Origin of the sequence: Pseudomonas sp. NIBRBAC000502773 (genome assembly GCF_006517195.1) — a bacterium.
GTDB lineage: Bacteria > Pseudomonadota > Gammaproteobacteria > Pseudomonadales > Pseudomonadaceae > Aquipseudomonas > Aquipseudomonas marginalis.
The window spans coordinates 567,800-579,974 of record NZ_CP041189.1 but is presented as its reverse complement, the minus strand read 5'-3'; the positions used below and the strand labels follow the sequence as shown (position 1 = coordinate 579,974).

General features: G+C 61.8%; 16 protein-coding genes and 1 pseudogene. 8 read left to right on the top strand and 9 right to left on the bottom strand.

Annotation, left to right across the window (positions count from 1 at the left end; genetic code table 11):
• The first annotated feature begins 18 nt into the window (after positions 1-18).
• The 3 genes and pseudogenes from nrdD (at position 19) to NIBR502773_RS02455 (ending at position 2,554) form a co-directional block, all read left to right on the top strand.
• Positions 19-174, top strand: coding sequence for an anaerobic ribonucleoside-triphosphate reductase (gene nrdD, locus NIBR502773_RS02465; protein ID WP_049712898.1), 156 nt, complete (start codon positions 19-21; stop codon positions 172-174).
• Positions 171-865: pseudogene (locus NIBR502773_RS02460) on the top strand (anaerobic ribonucleoside-triphosphate reductase activating protein). Before nrdD ends, NIBR502773_RS02460 begins: the two are co-directional and overlap by 4 nt.
• A 69-nt stretch (positions 866-934) precedes the next feature.
• Entirely contained in the window at positions 935-2,554 is a 1,620-nt protein-coding gene (locus NIBR502773_RS02455; RefSeq protein ID WP_141155270.1) for a methyl-accepting chemotaxis protein, read from the top strand.
• 371 nt (positions 2,555-2,925) lie between these two features.
• Here the strand turns inward: NIBR502773_RS02455 and NIBR502773_RS02450 are convergent, their stop codons facing one another.
• Genes NIBR502773_RS02450 through NIBR502773_RS02435 form a run of 4 tightly spaced genes read right to left on the bottom strand, consistent with a single transcriptional unit; the run spans position 2,926 to position 5,980 of the window.
• Positions 2,926-4,281 carry a 4Fe-4S binding protein gene (locus NIBR502773_RS02450; RefSeq protein WP_141155269.1) on the bottom strand — a complete coding sequence of 452 codons (1,356 nt, stop codon included), beginning with the start codon at positions 4,279-4,281 and terminating at the stop codon, positions 2,926-2,928.
• Positions 4,278-5,117 (bottom strand): FTR1 family protein, encoded by an 840-nt coding sequence (locus NIBR502773_RS02445; RefSeq protein ID WP_141155268.1) that lies wholly within the window; start codon positions 5,115-5,117, stop codon positions 4,278-4,280. Before NIBR502773_RS02445 ends, NIBR502773_RS02450 begins: the two co-directional genes overlap by 4 nt.
• A gap of 9 nt (positions 5,118-5,126) precedes the next feature.
• A complete protein-coding gene (locus tag NIBR502773_RS02440; RefSeq protein ID WP_141155267.1) occupies positions 5,127-5,450 on the bottom strand; it encodes a cupredoxin domain-containing protein in 324 nt (107 codons plus the stop codon).
• Positions 5,450-5,980 carry an iron transporter gene (locus NIBR502773_RS02435; RefSeq protein WP_141155266.1) on the bottom strand — a complete coding sequence of 177 codons (531 nt, stop codon included), beginning with the start codon at positions 5,978-5,980 and terminating at the stop codon, positions 5,450-5,452. Before NIBR502773_RS02435 ends, NIBR502773_RS02440 begins: the two co-directional genes overlap by 1 nt.
• A gap of 179 nt (positions 5,981-6,159) precedes the next feature.
• Here NIBR502773_RS02435 and NIBR502773_RS02430 point away from each other — a divergent pair, with 179 nt between their 5' ends.
• Positions 6,160-6,369, top strand: coding sequence for a DUF3079 domain-containing protein (locus tag NIBR502773_RS02430; protein ID WP_141155265.1), 210 nt, complete (start codon positions 6,160-6,162; stop codon positions 6,367-6,369).
• Here NIBR502773_RS02430 and NIBR502773_RS02425 read toward each other — a convergent pair.
• The gene (locus NIBR502773_RS02425; RefSeq protein WP_141155264.1) at positions 6,358-6,636 is read right to left on the bottom strand and encodes a hypothetical protein; all 279 of its coding nucleotides are present in this window, start codon (positions 6,634-6,636) and stop codon (positions 6,358-6,360) included. The genes NIBR502773_RS02430 and NIBR502773_RS02425 overlap by 12 nt on opposite strands.
• Positions 6,637-6,704: 68 nt before the next feature.
• On the bottom strand, positions 6,705-7,190 hold the full coding sequence (locus tag NIBR502773_RS02420; protein WP_141155263.1) for a hemerythrin domain-containing protein: 486 nt from the start codon (positions 7,188-7,190) through the stop codon (positions 6,705-6,707).
• Between the two features lie 256 nt (positions 7,191-7,446).
• Between NIBR502773_RS02420 and NIBR502773_RS02415 the strand changes: the two genes are divergently transcribed.
• The gene (locus NIBR502773_RS02415; protein ID WP_141155262.1) at positions 7,447-7,653 is read left to right on the top strand and encodes a PLD nuclease N-terminal domain-containing protein; all 207 of its coding nucleotides are present in this window, start codon (positions 7,447-7,449) and stop codon (positions 7,651-7,653) included.
• Positions 7,654-7,714: 61 nt separating this feature from the next.
• On the opposite strand, the gene NIBR502773_RS02410 is transcribed toward NIBR502773_RS02415, so the two are convergent.
• Positions 7,715-8,275: a type 1 glutamine amidotransferase domain-containing protein gene (locus NIBR502773_RS02410; RefSeq protein ID WP_141155261.1), complete on the bottom strand. Its 561-nt coding sequence runs from the start codon at positions 8,273-8,275 to the stop codon at positions 7,715-7,717.
• Positions 8,276-8,305: 30 nt separating this feature from the next.
• The gene (locus tag NIBR502773_RS02405; RefSeq protein ID WP_065927205.1) at positions 8,306-8,809 is read right to left on the bottom strand and encodes a DUF4142 domain-containing protein; all 504 of its coding nucleotides are present in this window, start codon (positions 8,807-8,809) and stop codon (positions 8,306-8,308) included.
• A gap of 186 nt (positions 8,810-8,995) precedes the next feature.
• Between NIBR502773_RS02405 and NIBR502773_RS02400 the strand changes: the two genes are divergently transcribed.
• Both NIBR502773_RS02400 and NIBR502773_RS02395 read left to right on the top strand, forming a co-directional pair.
• Entirely contained in the window at positions 8,996-9,208 is a 213-nt protein-coding gene (locus tag NIBR502773_RS02400; RefSeq protein WP_115488268.1) for a hypothetical protein, read from the top strand.
• Positions 9,209-9,210: 2 nt separating this feature from the next.
• Positions 9,211-9,645, top strand: coding sequence for a DNA methylase (locus tag NIBR502773_RS02395; protein WP_141155260.1), 435 nt, complete (start codon positions 9,211-9,213; stop codon positions 9,643-9,645).
• 351 nt (positions 9,646-9,996) lie between these two features.
• Here NIBR502773_RS02395 and NIBR502773_RS02390 read toward each other — a convergent pair whose 3' ends face one another.
• Positions 9,997-10,782 carry a DeoR/GlpR family DNA-binding transcription regulator gene (locus NIBR502773_RS02390; RefSeq protein WP_141155259.1) on the bottom strand — a complete coding sequence of 262 codons (786 nt, stop codon included), beginning with the start codon at positions 10,780-10,782 and terminating at the stop codon, positions 9,997-9,999.
• A gap of 121 nt (positions 10,783-10,903) precedes the next feature.
• On the opposite strand from NIBR502773_RS02390, the gene NIBR502773_RS02385 reads away from it, so the two are divergent.
• Positions 10,904-12,061 carry an alpha-hydroxy acid oxidase gene (locus tag NIBR502773_RS02385; RefSeq protein WP_141155258.1) on the top strand — a complete coding sequence of 386 codons (1,158 nt, stop codon included), beginning with the start codon at positions 10,904-10,906 and terminating at the stop codon, positions 12,059-12,061.
• Positions 12,062-12,175: the final 114 nt, after the last annotated feature.

Sequence of the window (12,175 nt, the reverse complement as noted above, 5' to 3'; positions counted from 1 at the left end):
CCCGCAAGGAGATTCACCATGCAAGCATCCCAGCCACAACGTCAGCGCTGCGAAGTCTGGACCCGGGTGATGGGCTATCACCGGCCCGTGTCGGCGTTCAATCCCGGCAAACAATCCGAGCACAAGGAACGCGTGCATTTCACTGAAACGGCCGCCGTGGCCGGGCGCCAATGAGTCGAGCGCTACGGGTCGGGGGCCTGGTGCCCCTGACCACCCTCGACTACCCCGGCATGCTCGCCTGTGTGCTGTTTTGCCAGGGCTGTGCCTGGCGCTGTCGTTACTGCCACAACCCGGACCTGATCCCGCCGCGCGGTAGCACGGAGGTGGATTGGCGCCGGGTGTTGCTGTTTTTGCAGCGGCGCAAGGACTTGCTCGACGCCGTGGTGTTCAGCGGCGGCGAGCCGACCTTGCAGGAAGGCTTGCCGGCGGCCATGGATGAAGTGCGGGCGATGGGGTTTCGCGTCGGCCTGCACAGCGCCGGGATCAAACCGGCAGGGTTTGCCAATGCGTTGCGGCATGCCGATTGGGTCGGCTTTGACGTCAAGGCGCTGGCCGAGGATTGCCAGTTGATTACCCAGGTCAGGAACAGCGGTGCCGCCAACTGGCGCAGCCTCGACACCCTGTTGGCCAGCGGCGTCGAGTACGAGTGCCGCACCACGGTGCATTGGCATTTGATCGACCCCCTCGGTTGCTGTTGCTGGCCCAGCGTTTGCAAGCCAACGGCGTGCAACGCTTTGCGGTGCAAATGGTGCGCACGGCCAGCATGCTCGATGCGCAATTGTCGAGCTCTCCGGCACAGGCTGCCTTGCCGGAGTTATGGAGCCGATTGCGCGAGTTGTTTCCTGCTTTTGTATTGCGAGGGTGATCGGCGCCCTCAAGCGGATTTTTATAGATGCTGCCCATGACGGGCAGGTGTTCATCAGGGACTATCACAATGAAGCAATTAACCACGGCACAACGCATTGTCATCGGCTTCGCGATTGCGCCGCTGGCGCTGGTCGGCTTGGTGTTTTACGCCCTTCACGACCTGGCGACCCTCAAGCAGCAGTCCGAGCAGATCGTGCAGCAGGACTGGCCCAGAATTGCGCCGATCATGGTGATCGCCACCGGGGTGCGCGATAACGGGCGCAACACCCGCGACCTGCTGATCGACCAGGACAACCAACAGGCCCAGGCCTCCATCGGCACCACGCGCGAGCGCATCACCCAGGCGTTCGCCACCCTTGAGCCGCTGCTCGACACCGCCGAAGGCAAGGCCGCCTATGCCACCTTGAAAACCCACCGTGAGGCCTACGTGGCGGCCTTCACCCAGGTGCAGGCGCTGATCCGGCAAGGGGCGCGCGAGCAGGGCCTGGCCCAGCTCAAAGAGCAGGTGATCCCGGCCGAGCTTGAGGTGTTCAAGAGCCTGGATGCGTTGATGGCCATGCAGGGGCGGCTGTTCGCCGAACGTCAGCAGGCGGCGCAAACCCTGTATGACGAGGCGCGACGCACCATGCTCGGGCTGTTCCTGCTGTGCCTGGCCCTGGTGGTGGCGGCGGCGGTGATTGTCACGCGCAGCGTCACCCGACCGCTGGGCGGCGAGCCGGATGAGGTGGCGCGGGTGTTGAGTCATATCGCCGAGGGCGACCTGACCCTCGAGGTGCCGTTGGGCAACAGTATCGACGGCAGTGTGATGCGCAACCTGCACCAGATGCAGCAGAACCTGAACCAGATGGTCCGCCATATCGCGACGTCGGTGGACGGCGTGGCCAGCTCGTCGGAAGAGTTGAGCGCGGTCAGCGGCCAGACCAGCAGCAGCCTGCAGTTGCAGGGCCAGGAAATCGAACAGGCCGCCACGGCGGTGAATGAAATGACCGCCGCCGTCGACGAAGTGGCACGCAATGCCGTGAGCACCAGCGAAGCCTCGCGCCTGTCGGAGCAGACCGCCCAGCGTGGACAGGCGCAGGTGCAGGAAACCGTGGCGTCGATCAATACCTTGGCCACCGGAGTGGTGGAAACCTCGGAGCGTATCCAGCAACTGGCTGGCCGCGTGCAAGACATCAGCAGCGTGCTCGAAGTGATCCGCAGCATTGCCGACCAGACCAACCTGCTGGCGTTGAACGCGGCCATCGAAGCGGCCCGCGCCGGGGAGGCCGGGCGCGGGTTTGCGGTGGTCGCCGATGAAGTGCGCGCGTTGGCCCATCGCACCCAGGTCTCGACCCAGGAGATCGAGCAGATGATCGGCAATATCCGCCAGGACACCGAACACGCCGTGGCCGCCATGCACAGCAGCAGCGAGCGGGTACAGGCGACCTTGAGCGTGGCGCAACGTTCGGGAGAAGCGCTGGACGAGATCACCCGGTCGATCTCGCAGATCAACGAACGCAATATGATGATTGCCAGCGCCACCGAAGAACAGGCGCTGGTGGCGCGGGAAGTGGATCGCAACCTGGTGGGCATTCGCAACCTGTCCCAGCAGGTGTTGCAGGGCGCGATACACACCGAGACGGCCGGGCATGACCTGGCCGGGATGGCGGGGACGCTGCATCAGACGGTGGCGCGGTTCAAGGTGTAACTTCGCCTGGAGGAGGGGCGGTGCGGCGATTCGATTTGCCCCCCGATGGCGGTGGGTCAGTGGCAGATGCATCAACTGACACGCCCTCATCGGAGCATAGGTATCTAAACAAACTTTGGCTCAACACTGAACGTCCGGCAGATAGGGCTGTTGTGGCGAGCGGGCTTGTCCCGCGTTGGGCTGCGTAGCAGCCCTAAAACCAGCCTCTACAGAGTGTCTGATACACCGCATTCTTCTTTACTGGGGCTGCTACGCACCCCAACGCGGGACAAGCCCGCTCGCCACAGGGAGATCTGTCAGGATCTGCAAATTGTGTAGATACCCCATGCTCATCGGGGGCAAGCCCCCTCCCACAGTTGCATCGGTGCACATCAGCCAGCCCACCCCCAGAACTGCAACCACCAGCCATAGCCCACCAGCCCGTTGCTCAGCAGTAAGCACGACCACCCAAGGTAACGGCGCCGGGTTTCCAGCCCTTGGAGCTGCCGCCACCCCAACCACAGGCACCAGCCAATCGCCGCGCTCAGCATCAGTGCGCGCGCCGGTTGCACCCATGCCAATGCCAACCCTTCATAGCGCAACAACTTCACCGTCGTCGCCGACAGCCCCAGGAACAGCCCTGCACCACCCAGGGGCGTGAGTGTCAGTGCCAGGGGCCGAAACAGTGCGCGGTCGCCGGCCACAGATGCGGCCAGGCGCAGCAGCAGCCAGCAGCCACCGCCGAGCAGCAGTGCGCTGCCAGCCAGGTACAGCACGATGCACAGGCCATCGAGCCAGCTGAAGCTGTCGTTGAGTGGCGGGTAGTGGGTGAGCAGCCACCACGGCGCGTTGTCTTGCAGCAGCCATACCCAGTCGCGGCTTACCAGCCATTCGGCGAGTGCCTGTTTGAGCGCGATAAACCAAGGGCTCAAGGTCCATTGGAACGCGCCCATGGCAAGGCCGATCACGCCAAACAGCAGCAGGCGCGCATCCCACGGTGAGCCGGGTTGATAGGGCGCGTGGAGAATCTCCTGATTGCATGAGCGGGCGATCAGTTGCACCGCGCCGCGTTGCCCGCTGCAACGGCCACAGGCGTGGCATTCGCTGGCGCCTTGCAGGCGGCGGATGTCCAGGAGTGGCGCGCAGTTGGGCAGCGGCAGGCGCGGGGCGTGGTTGGCTTTCCAGCGCTGTTCATCCACGGCGAAATGCACCGGCGCCAGGCGGGCGAGCAGGGCGAACACGCCGCTGACCGGGCACAGGTAGCGGCACCACACGCGTTTGCCGCGCACGAACAACAGGCCGACCACCACCGCCGCCAACGTCGAGCCGCCCAGGATCAGCAACGCCGCCTGGGCATAGTCGTACACGCTGATCAACTGGCCGTAGAGCGTGGTGAGGCAAAAGCCCAGGGTCGGCCAGCCGCCCCAACGCAGCCAGCGTGGTATGCCGAGGCCACGCCCGTGCTGGCTGGCCCACTCGCTCAGCGAACCCTCCGGGCACAGCACGCCGCACCACAGGCGCCCGAACAGCACCATCGACAGCAACACGAACGGCCACCAGATCCCCCAGAAGATAAATTGCGCCAGCAGCGTCAGGTTGTTCACCATGCGCGCCTGGCTATCCGGCAACGGCAGCGCTGCGGGCAGTACCAGCAGCACGGCATACGCCAGCACCACGGCCCATTGCATGGCACGAATCAGCCGGGCATGGCGGCGCATGCCATCGCCCAGTTGCTGCAGCCAGCTCATGCCGCGTGCCGGGCGCGACGCAAGCCGTTGCCCACCCACAGCCAGTAGCCGAGCAGTACCAATACGGTGATAAGGCTGGGGGCCGCGCGGTAGCCGGCAAAGTCGGCCAGCAGCGCGCCGAGGCCATGGCTGTCACTGAGCACTGCGCTGCTGTCCCAGCGGCTGTCACCGAAGGCGGCGTAGACCCACTCGGGCATGTCCATGCCCAGCAGTTGCCCACTGATACGGTCCACGGCCGCGATCAGCAAGGCGCCGCCGAGCAGTAACAGCAGCGCCTCGCTGAGTGCGAAAAACCGTGACCAGGAGATAAAGCGCCGACTGCCGCGCAACACCAGGACGGTGAGCCCCGCGAGTGCCAGGCCGAGCAGGCCGCCGACGGCGAACAGGCCTTGCGCCTCATCGTGCAGGCGCGCCCCGGCGCCATACAAGAACACCACGGTTTCACTGCCTTCGCGGCTCACCGCCAGCAGCGCCAGTAACAGCACGCCCCAGCCGCCCTGGCGCGCCAGGCGCTCGTCGGCCTCGCGTACCAGGGTGTGTTTGAGCGTGGCCGCGTTGCGGTGCATCCAGAACACCATCTGCACCATCAAGCCGCTGGCCAACAGGGTCAGCGCCGCTTGCAGCCACTCGCCCTGTGGGCCGGTAATGGCGTCGCCGGCCCAGAGCATCAAACCGGCCAGCCCGGTCGAACACAGCAACCCCAGCAACACCCCGGCCCAGAGGAAACGGGCCAGCTGAACATGACCGGCCTGGCGGCTGATCCAAGCCTGCAGAATGCCGATCACCAGCATGGCCTCGACGCTTTCACGCCAGACAATAAACATCGATTGATTCATCAACGGCTCCTATTGGGCGAGGATGCTGCCTTCGGGCAATTGCGGGTTGAACTCGTCGAAGAACGGGTACAACCCCGGCTTGAGCGGGTGGATCACCACAAAGGTGGTCACCCCCGCAGACAACACCTTCTCGACCCGCAACGGCGTGCTTTCGAATTCGGCCGGGCCTTGGCCGATGTTCTTGAGCACGATCTTGAAGCGCTCATCGGCCTTGACCACCAGTTGTGGCGGGTCGAAATGGCCGTCCTCCAGGCTCAGCTCGTAGGTGGGCAATGGCGCCGCCACCGCCGCGATGCTCAGCAGCAGGCCGCCCAGCAATAGGGCGCGGCGCATCAATAGCCGCCTTTTTTGCCGATGCCGGCGTAGACGAATTCGTAGTGCACTTCACAGCGTTCGAACCACGGGGCGACCCCGGTTTCCTTGTCGGTATGACGGCCCAGGGAGTGATGGCCGGTGGGCGGCAATACGCTGAAGGTGAGGGTGTATTTGCCGGGGCCTTGCAGCTTGACGTTATCGCCGTAGTGCGGCCCGTCGTTGGCGACCATGGCGTGGAAGTCGCCGCTGATGGGGGTGTCGCTGCCTGTTTTCTTCAGGGTGAAAGACAGGTTGAGGTAGGGCACGAAACTGCCTTCCTGAAACCCTTGGGCGTTGTCCGCCGTGGCGCGTACGTCGGCTTCCAGGTGCACATCGGAATCCGCCGTGGCGCGCATCATGCCGGCGGGTGCCATCTCGATCGGTTGCAGGTACACCGCGCCGATTTCCAGGCCCGGACAGTGTTGCGGTTCGCCGATGGGGTACTCCTTGGCAACTGCCACGGAGGTGCTCAGCAGCAGGGCAAGGCACAGCAAAGAAGGGCTACGCATGGAGGCTTCCTGAGGGGTGTGGAGAGAGAACCCGAGTTTAGGAAGGTCAGCAGTAAATAATAATGATTCTTGTCAAGTTCCGAGGATATTTCATCTTGGCCAGGCTTGATGCCGGTCAAGGTTGCACAGGCTGGATGGGGGTAGGTTGCAGGGAGTGTTCGTCGCCAGGGAGTCGACTCATGGCCAAGCCTTTTCCGCTGCACCCCAAGCATCCCGAACGTATCTGTTGGGGCTGTGATCGCTACTGTGCCGCCACCGAGCTGGCTTGCGGCAATGGCGCCGACCGCACCATGCACCCGGCCGAGATGCTCGGGGATGACTGGTACGAGCATGGCGACTGGGGGCTGGCGCCCGAGCCGCCGGTGCCGGATGAACCGTCAGCTGCCTGAGCGGGGTTTTTCCTTGCCGTCTTTATCAGTGTCAGCCGGCCTGGCGGGTTTGCTCGGCGGTTTGGCGGTGTCCTTGGTTTTTTTGTCGCTGTCGGAAGGGCTGCTCGGATAGGTGCCCGGTGGCAGGGCGGAGCCGGCGGCGCTGTCGCCACTCAAGGCGTTGGCGGCAGGTTCCGGGTTATCGCCAAAGGCGGCGAGGGCGGGGCCGGTGAGCAGGGCTGACAGGCCGACGATAAGCACAATCCGTTGGGACGATCTGGTCTTCATGACGCTATCCCCTATCGTGTGGGTGTATCAGGAGCCTGGATGAATTCCAGGCTCCGGTCCTGCCTAGATCAAGCCGCCATCGGCTTGCTCGATTGCGACTTTTTATGCGCCTTATGCGCCGCTTTCATGGCTTCCATTTCGGCGCCCAACTCTTCAAGCAATGCCTTGCCCAGCAGCTTTTTGGCCTGGGGGAACATCTCGGTTTCCTCTTCTTCGATATGGTGCTCCAGCAGTTCCTTGACCACTTTGACGCGTCCGGAAAACTCGGTGGTCGACGGTTCGGTCTGCTTCAGGTCGGGCAGCACCAGGGCGTCAACGGTGCGGTGCTCTTCCTTGGCCTCGTGGTACATGATGTCCTGTTCCTTGCCGCCGGCCTTTCTGAACGCTGGGTAGAGGATTTCTTCTTCCAGCCTGGTGTGCAGGCTGATTTCCGCTTCCAGCTTGGCCAGCAACTCCGTGCGTTTTTTAACCCCGCGTTCGGTGGATTCACTCAGTTGCGTCAACAGGGCCTTTACGCGTTCGTGGTCGGCTTTGAGCAGGTCAATGGCATTCATCGGTGACACCTCACGGGAAACTCAGGGCGCGTCGATATGCACGCCTCGTCCAGTGCAGTGGTGCATCAGGCGTACCAACTTGAGTGTTTTTAAATTGGCCTTTCAATTCAATTGGTTGAAGAGGATTGCAGAGAGAGCCTGTCGTGCAGGTTGCATGGTCTGCCTGGGGGCACGTTGCATTCCACCACCCAGGAAAATTTAAATGAACCCTCGCGGCCGATGCTTGAACTAACGCATACGACCTAGGAGGTGAAGCATGGAAATTCAATATATCTGGATTGCGTTGGCGGTGATTCTGCTGCTGTTGGAATTGTGGGCGATCAATATCGTATTGCGCAGCACCAGTGGCTGGGAGACCAAGGGCTTATGGCTGGTGATCCTGATCTTCGTACCGCTGGTGGGCCTGATTGCGTGGGCTATGTTCGGGCCCAAGCGGGAGATGCAGGAACAACGTAAAAGCTGAGTGGCAGGGGTAACGCAAAACAGGCGCCGAAAGGCGCCTGTTTGCGTTCAACGTGGGCGGTTCAACCAGCGACAGCCTGGGCAATCGCCTCGTTGAAAGCAGGCAGATCGTCCGGTGTACGCGAGGTGATCAAGGTCCAGCCATTGGCCTGGCATTGCTTGACTTCGGTATCGACCCACCCGGCCGCGCCGGCGTTTTCCAGGTCGATGCGCACGCTTTTGTACGAGGTCAGGGTCTTGCCCTTGATCACGCCGGCGTCGATCAGCGTCCATGGGCCGTGGCAGATCGCCGCGATGGTTTTACCGGCTTGGGCAAAGTCCTTGATCAGGCGCAGCGCCGCCGCGTCCTGGCGCAGGGTATCGGCATTGACGGTACCGCCAGGGATCACAAGGGCGTCAAAGTCGCTGCTGGCCACGTCTGACAGCTGCACGTCGGATTCCACGGTTTTGTCCTTTTCAGTGTCGCCGACAAAGGTCTGGGTGGAGCCGCCTTTGCTGGACGCGTGGATCACCGTGGCGCCATGGCCGCGCAGTGCTTCCAGGGGCTTGAGCAGTTCATCGCGCTCGATGCCGGTGTTGGAGGTGATGACCAGAATCTTCTTGCCGTTGAGTTGCGAACTCATGATCGAATGTCTCCTTGAGTCAGGAATGAATTAATGGTCGTGCTTGGCTTGCAGCTCCTTGGCCATTTTCAAATGGGCTTCAAGGGTTGGCAGCGTCTTGGTGGCGAAGGCTTTCAGCTCGGCATTGTCCGAGGAAGCAGCTTCCTTCTTGAACAGCTCGACGGTTTTTTCATGGGCGTCGACCTGGTTGTTGGCGTAGGCCTTGTCAAATGATTCGTCGCGCAGTTCCAGGATGGCTTTCTTGGCCTTGTCAGTCAGCGCCGCGTCATCCGGCACTTCGATGTCGAGTTTTTTTGCCAGGGCCATGAGTTCCTGATTGGCCTTGGTATGGTCGGTGACCATGTGCTGGGCAAACGTTTTCACGTCGGCCGAGCTGCTTTTTTCGAGGGCCAGTTTGCCGGCTTCCACCTCGGTGATACCGCCTTGGGCTGCGTCATCGACGAAGCTGTTGGAGGTGGCGGCCATAGCGTTGGATATTGCGCCGGCAACCAGTACGAAAGTCAGGCCCATTTGTTTCATCAGCAGAGTGGTCATGATGGAGCTCCTTGAAAGTGGCGGGATGCCGTTACCTGACTGTTGAGCCGAGGCCGGGCCAAAAGGTTTAAATTTTTTTGTTCCTGTTTGTCCGCGGCAATTTCCTTGAACTATCGACATTCACAGGCCTCTGCTGCGTAAGTGCCCGCCGCTTTCGCGGGCCTTCAACTGCCAGGAGATTTCACTGTGACTGCCGATAAAACCCCAGACCCGATCAGTTCCGAACAGGCGCAAAGAGGTACTGATAAAGCCGCCAAGGGCCAGACGCTGGAACGCCCGAATCCCAGCACCGAAACCGTCGACAAAGTGCTGACACCCACCTCGATCAAGGACACCGAACGCCAGGCCGACGCCATCAACGAACGGGCGAATGAGGTCGAGCGCAAGCTGGGGCACTGAGCATGGCCAAGGCTATTTCAGCGACTGAACTGGGCATCGATCTCACGCCTGGGGATGACGCCAGCCTGTTCAAGTGGTTTGTCGCCAGCTTCCTGATGGGCAAGCGCATCCAGGCGCCAATTGCGGCCCAGGCCTACAAGGTGATCGTTGAAGAAGAGGGGCGCGATACGGCGCGCAAGCTGCAACATTGCACCTCCAAGGAATTGGTGGCGATGTTGGGGCGTGCCCACTACGTGCGGTACGACGAAAGCACCGCGCAGCGTCTGCTGGACCTGAGTGCCAAGCTGAACGCCGAGTACGCCGGCAAGATCAGCCACATTCGCAGTGCCAGCGAAAACCGCCAGGCGTTCGAAAAGCGCCTGGGTGAATTTGACGGCGTGGGGCCCAAGACCATCGAGATTTTCATGCGCGATGCGGCCAAGGTGCTGTCGTGGTGAGCGGGCTTGTTGTGGCTAGTGAGCTTGCTGTGGTGAGCAAGCTTTTTTTGTGGTGAGCGGGCTTGTTGTGGTGAGCAAGCTTTTTTGGGGTGAGTGAGCTTGTTGTGGTGAGCGGGCTTGCCCCGCGCTGGGCTGCGAAGCAGCCCTAAAACCAGTCACCGCGTTCAGGCAGGATAATGGCGGTGGCCTTATGAGGGGCCGCTACGCGCCCCAGCGCGGGGCAAGCCCGCTCACCACAAAAAGCCTGCTCACCACAGCAAGCCCGCTCACCATAAAAAAGCTTGCCCACTACAAAAAGCCTGCTGGCCACAACAAAGCCTGCCAGCCACACCGCCATTTGATGCCCTGTACCTACTCGACCTCCACCCGCAACACCTCCAACCCCAACTGCTCATACGCCTCCACACTCGGCACATGCCACTCGGTAATCAACGTGTGAATACGGTTGCATGGCGCCACCACAAACGGTTCCACCGCACCGAGTTTGTCGGCCATGGTCACCGCCACCACATGGGAGGCGCTGTCGAGCAGGGCCTGCTTGACCGCGACTTCATCAAAATGCAGCGAGCTGATGCCCACTTGCGGATGCAGTGCGCACACTCCGGTAAACAGCAGGTCGGCCTTGATGCTCTGGATCAGGCGCACCGCCTCGTGACCGCTGGTGGACAAGGTGGCCGGGTTGAGTTGGCCGCCGGCAAGTATCACCTTCACATCGCGATGGTCGGCCAGGGCGATGGCGATCATCGGTGATGGCGTGACCACCGTCAGGCGGATCGAGTGCGGCAATGACTGGGCGATCTGCAAGGTGGTGGAGCCGGAATCGAACAGCACGATCTGGCCGTCTTGCACCTGATCGGCGGCGAGTTGCGCGAGTTGACGCTTGGCTTCATTGGTCTCGCCGACGCGGGTGAAGAAGTCCTTGCCGGTGTCCTTGGGCCGGGGCAGGGCGCCACCGTGCACGCGCTGCAACAGGCCGGCGGCGGCGAGTTCGCCGAGGTCGCGGCGGATGGTGTCCTGGGACACGGCGAAGTGGTCCACCAGCTCCGAGGCAGTGACTTTGCCGTCGCGTTCCAGCAGTAACAGGATCTTTTGTTTGCGCAGGGACGGCAGGTCCATGGCGTGATGGGTGTTATGCATGTTTGTGCGCTTTTTTGCGGGTTTGTGCGAGATTAGTCTGCGATCGATATAAACGCAATGGCTGGTTGCCCACTTGTGGGGCGGTTACTCTCTGTGCTCAGTTCAGGGAGAGGTGACCTAGATGTCGTTGATGACAACCATCGAAGATTTACGCAAGCTGGCGCAAAAGCGGGTGCCACGGATGTTCTACGATTACGCCGATTCCGGGTCCTGGACTGAAAGCACCTACCGCGCCAATGAAAGCGATTTTGCCCGGATCAAATTCCGCCAGCGCGTGGCGCGCAATATCGATGAACGTTCGATCCGCGCCACCATGCTCGGCCAGGACATGGCCATGCCCGTTGCCCTGGCACCGACCGGCCTGGCGGGCATGCAGCATGCCGATGGCGAGATTCTTACCGCCCGCGCCGCCGCTGCGTTTGGCCTGCGCTATACCTTGTCGACCATGAGTATCTGCTCGTTGGAGGACATCGCCGAACAGGTCGGCAAGCCGTTCTGGTTCCAGCTGTATGTGATGCGCGACCGTGGCTTTGTCGAGCAATTGATCGAACGTGCCAAGGCGGCCGGCGTGGACGCACTGGTGCTGACCCTGGACCTGCAGATCCTCGGGCAGCGTCACAAGGATTTGATCAACGGCTTGTCGGCACCGCCCAGGTTGACCTTGCCGAACCTCCTCAACATGGCCATCAGGCCGCGCTGGGTGATGGGCATGCTCGGTACCCGGCGGCGTGGCTTCGGCAATATCGTCGGGCATGTGAAGGGTGTGGCGGACATGCGGTCGCTGTCGTCGTGGACCGCCCAGCAATTCGACCCGCGCCTGAGCTGGGACGATGTGGAATGGATCAAGCAGTGCTGGGGCGGCAAGCTGATCATCAAGGGCATCCTCGATGTGGAAGACGCGCGCCTGGCCGCCGATTCCGGGGCGGATGCACTGGTGGTGAGCAACCACGGAGGCCGCCAGTTGGATGGTGCACCATCGAGCATCAGCCAGTTGCCGGCGATTGTCGATGCGGTGGGCGAGCGCATTGAGGTGTGGCTGGACGGCGGCATTCGCTCCGGCCAGGACGTGCTCAAGGCGATGGCACTCGGCGCCAAGGGCACCATGATCGGTCGCCCGCATTTGTATGGGCTGGGTGCGATGGGCGAAGCGGGGGTGACCAAGGCGCTCGAGATCATCGCCCGTGAATTGGACGTGTCGATGGCGCTGTGTGGCTATAACGATATACGCGATGTGAATCGTGAGATTTTGCTGCCGGGCACATTTCCAGAAACCGTTTAATCAGCAAAAAAATCGTAAAAAAATAAAAAGAGTTGTCCACGAAAACCGTGGGTATCTCTGTGGATAACTTTGCGAACGCCCGGCAGGGTTGGCGATTTAACCAAAGGTTAATAT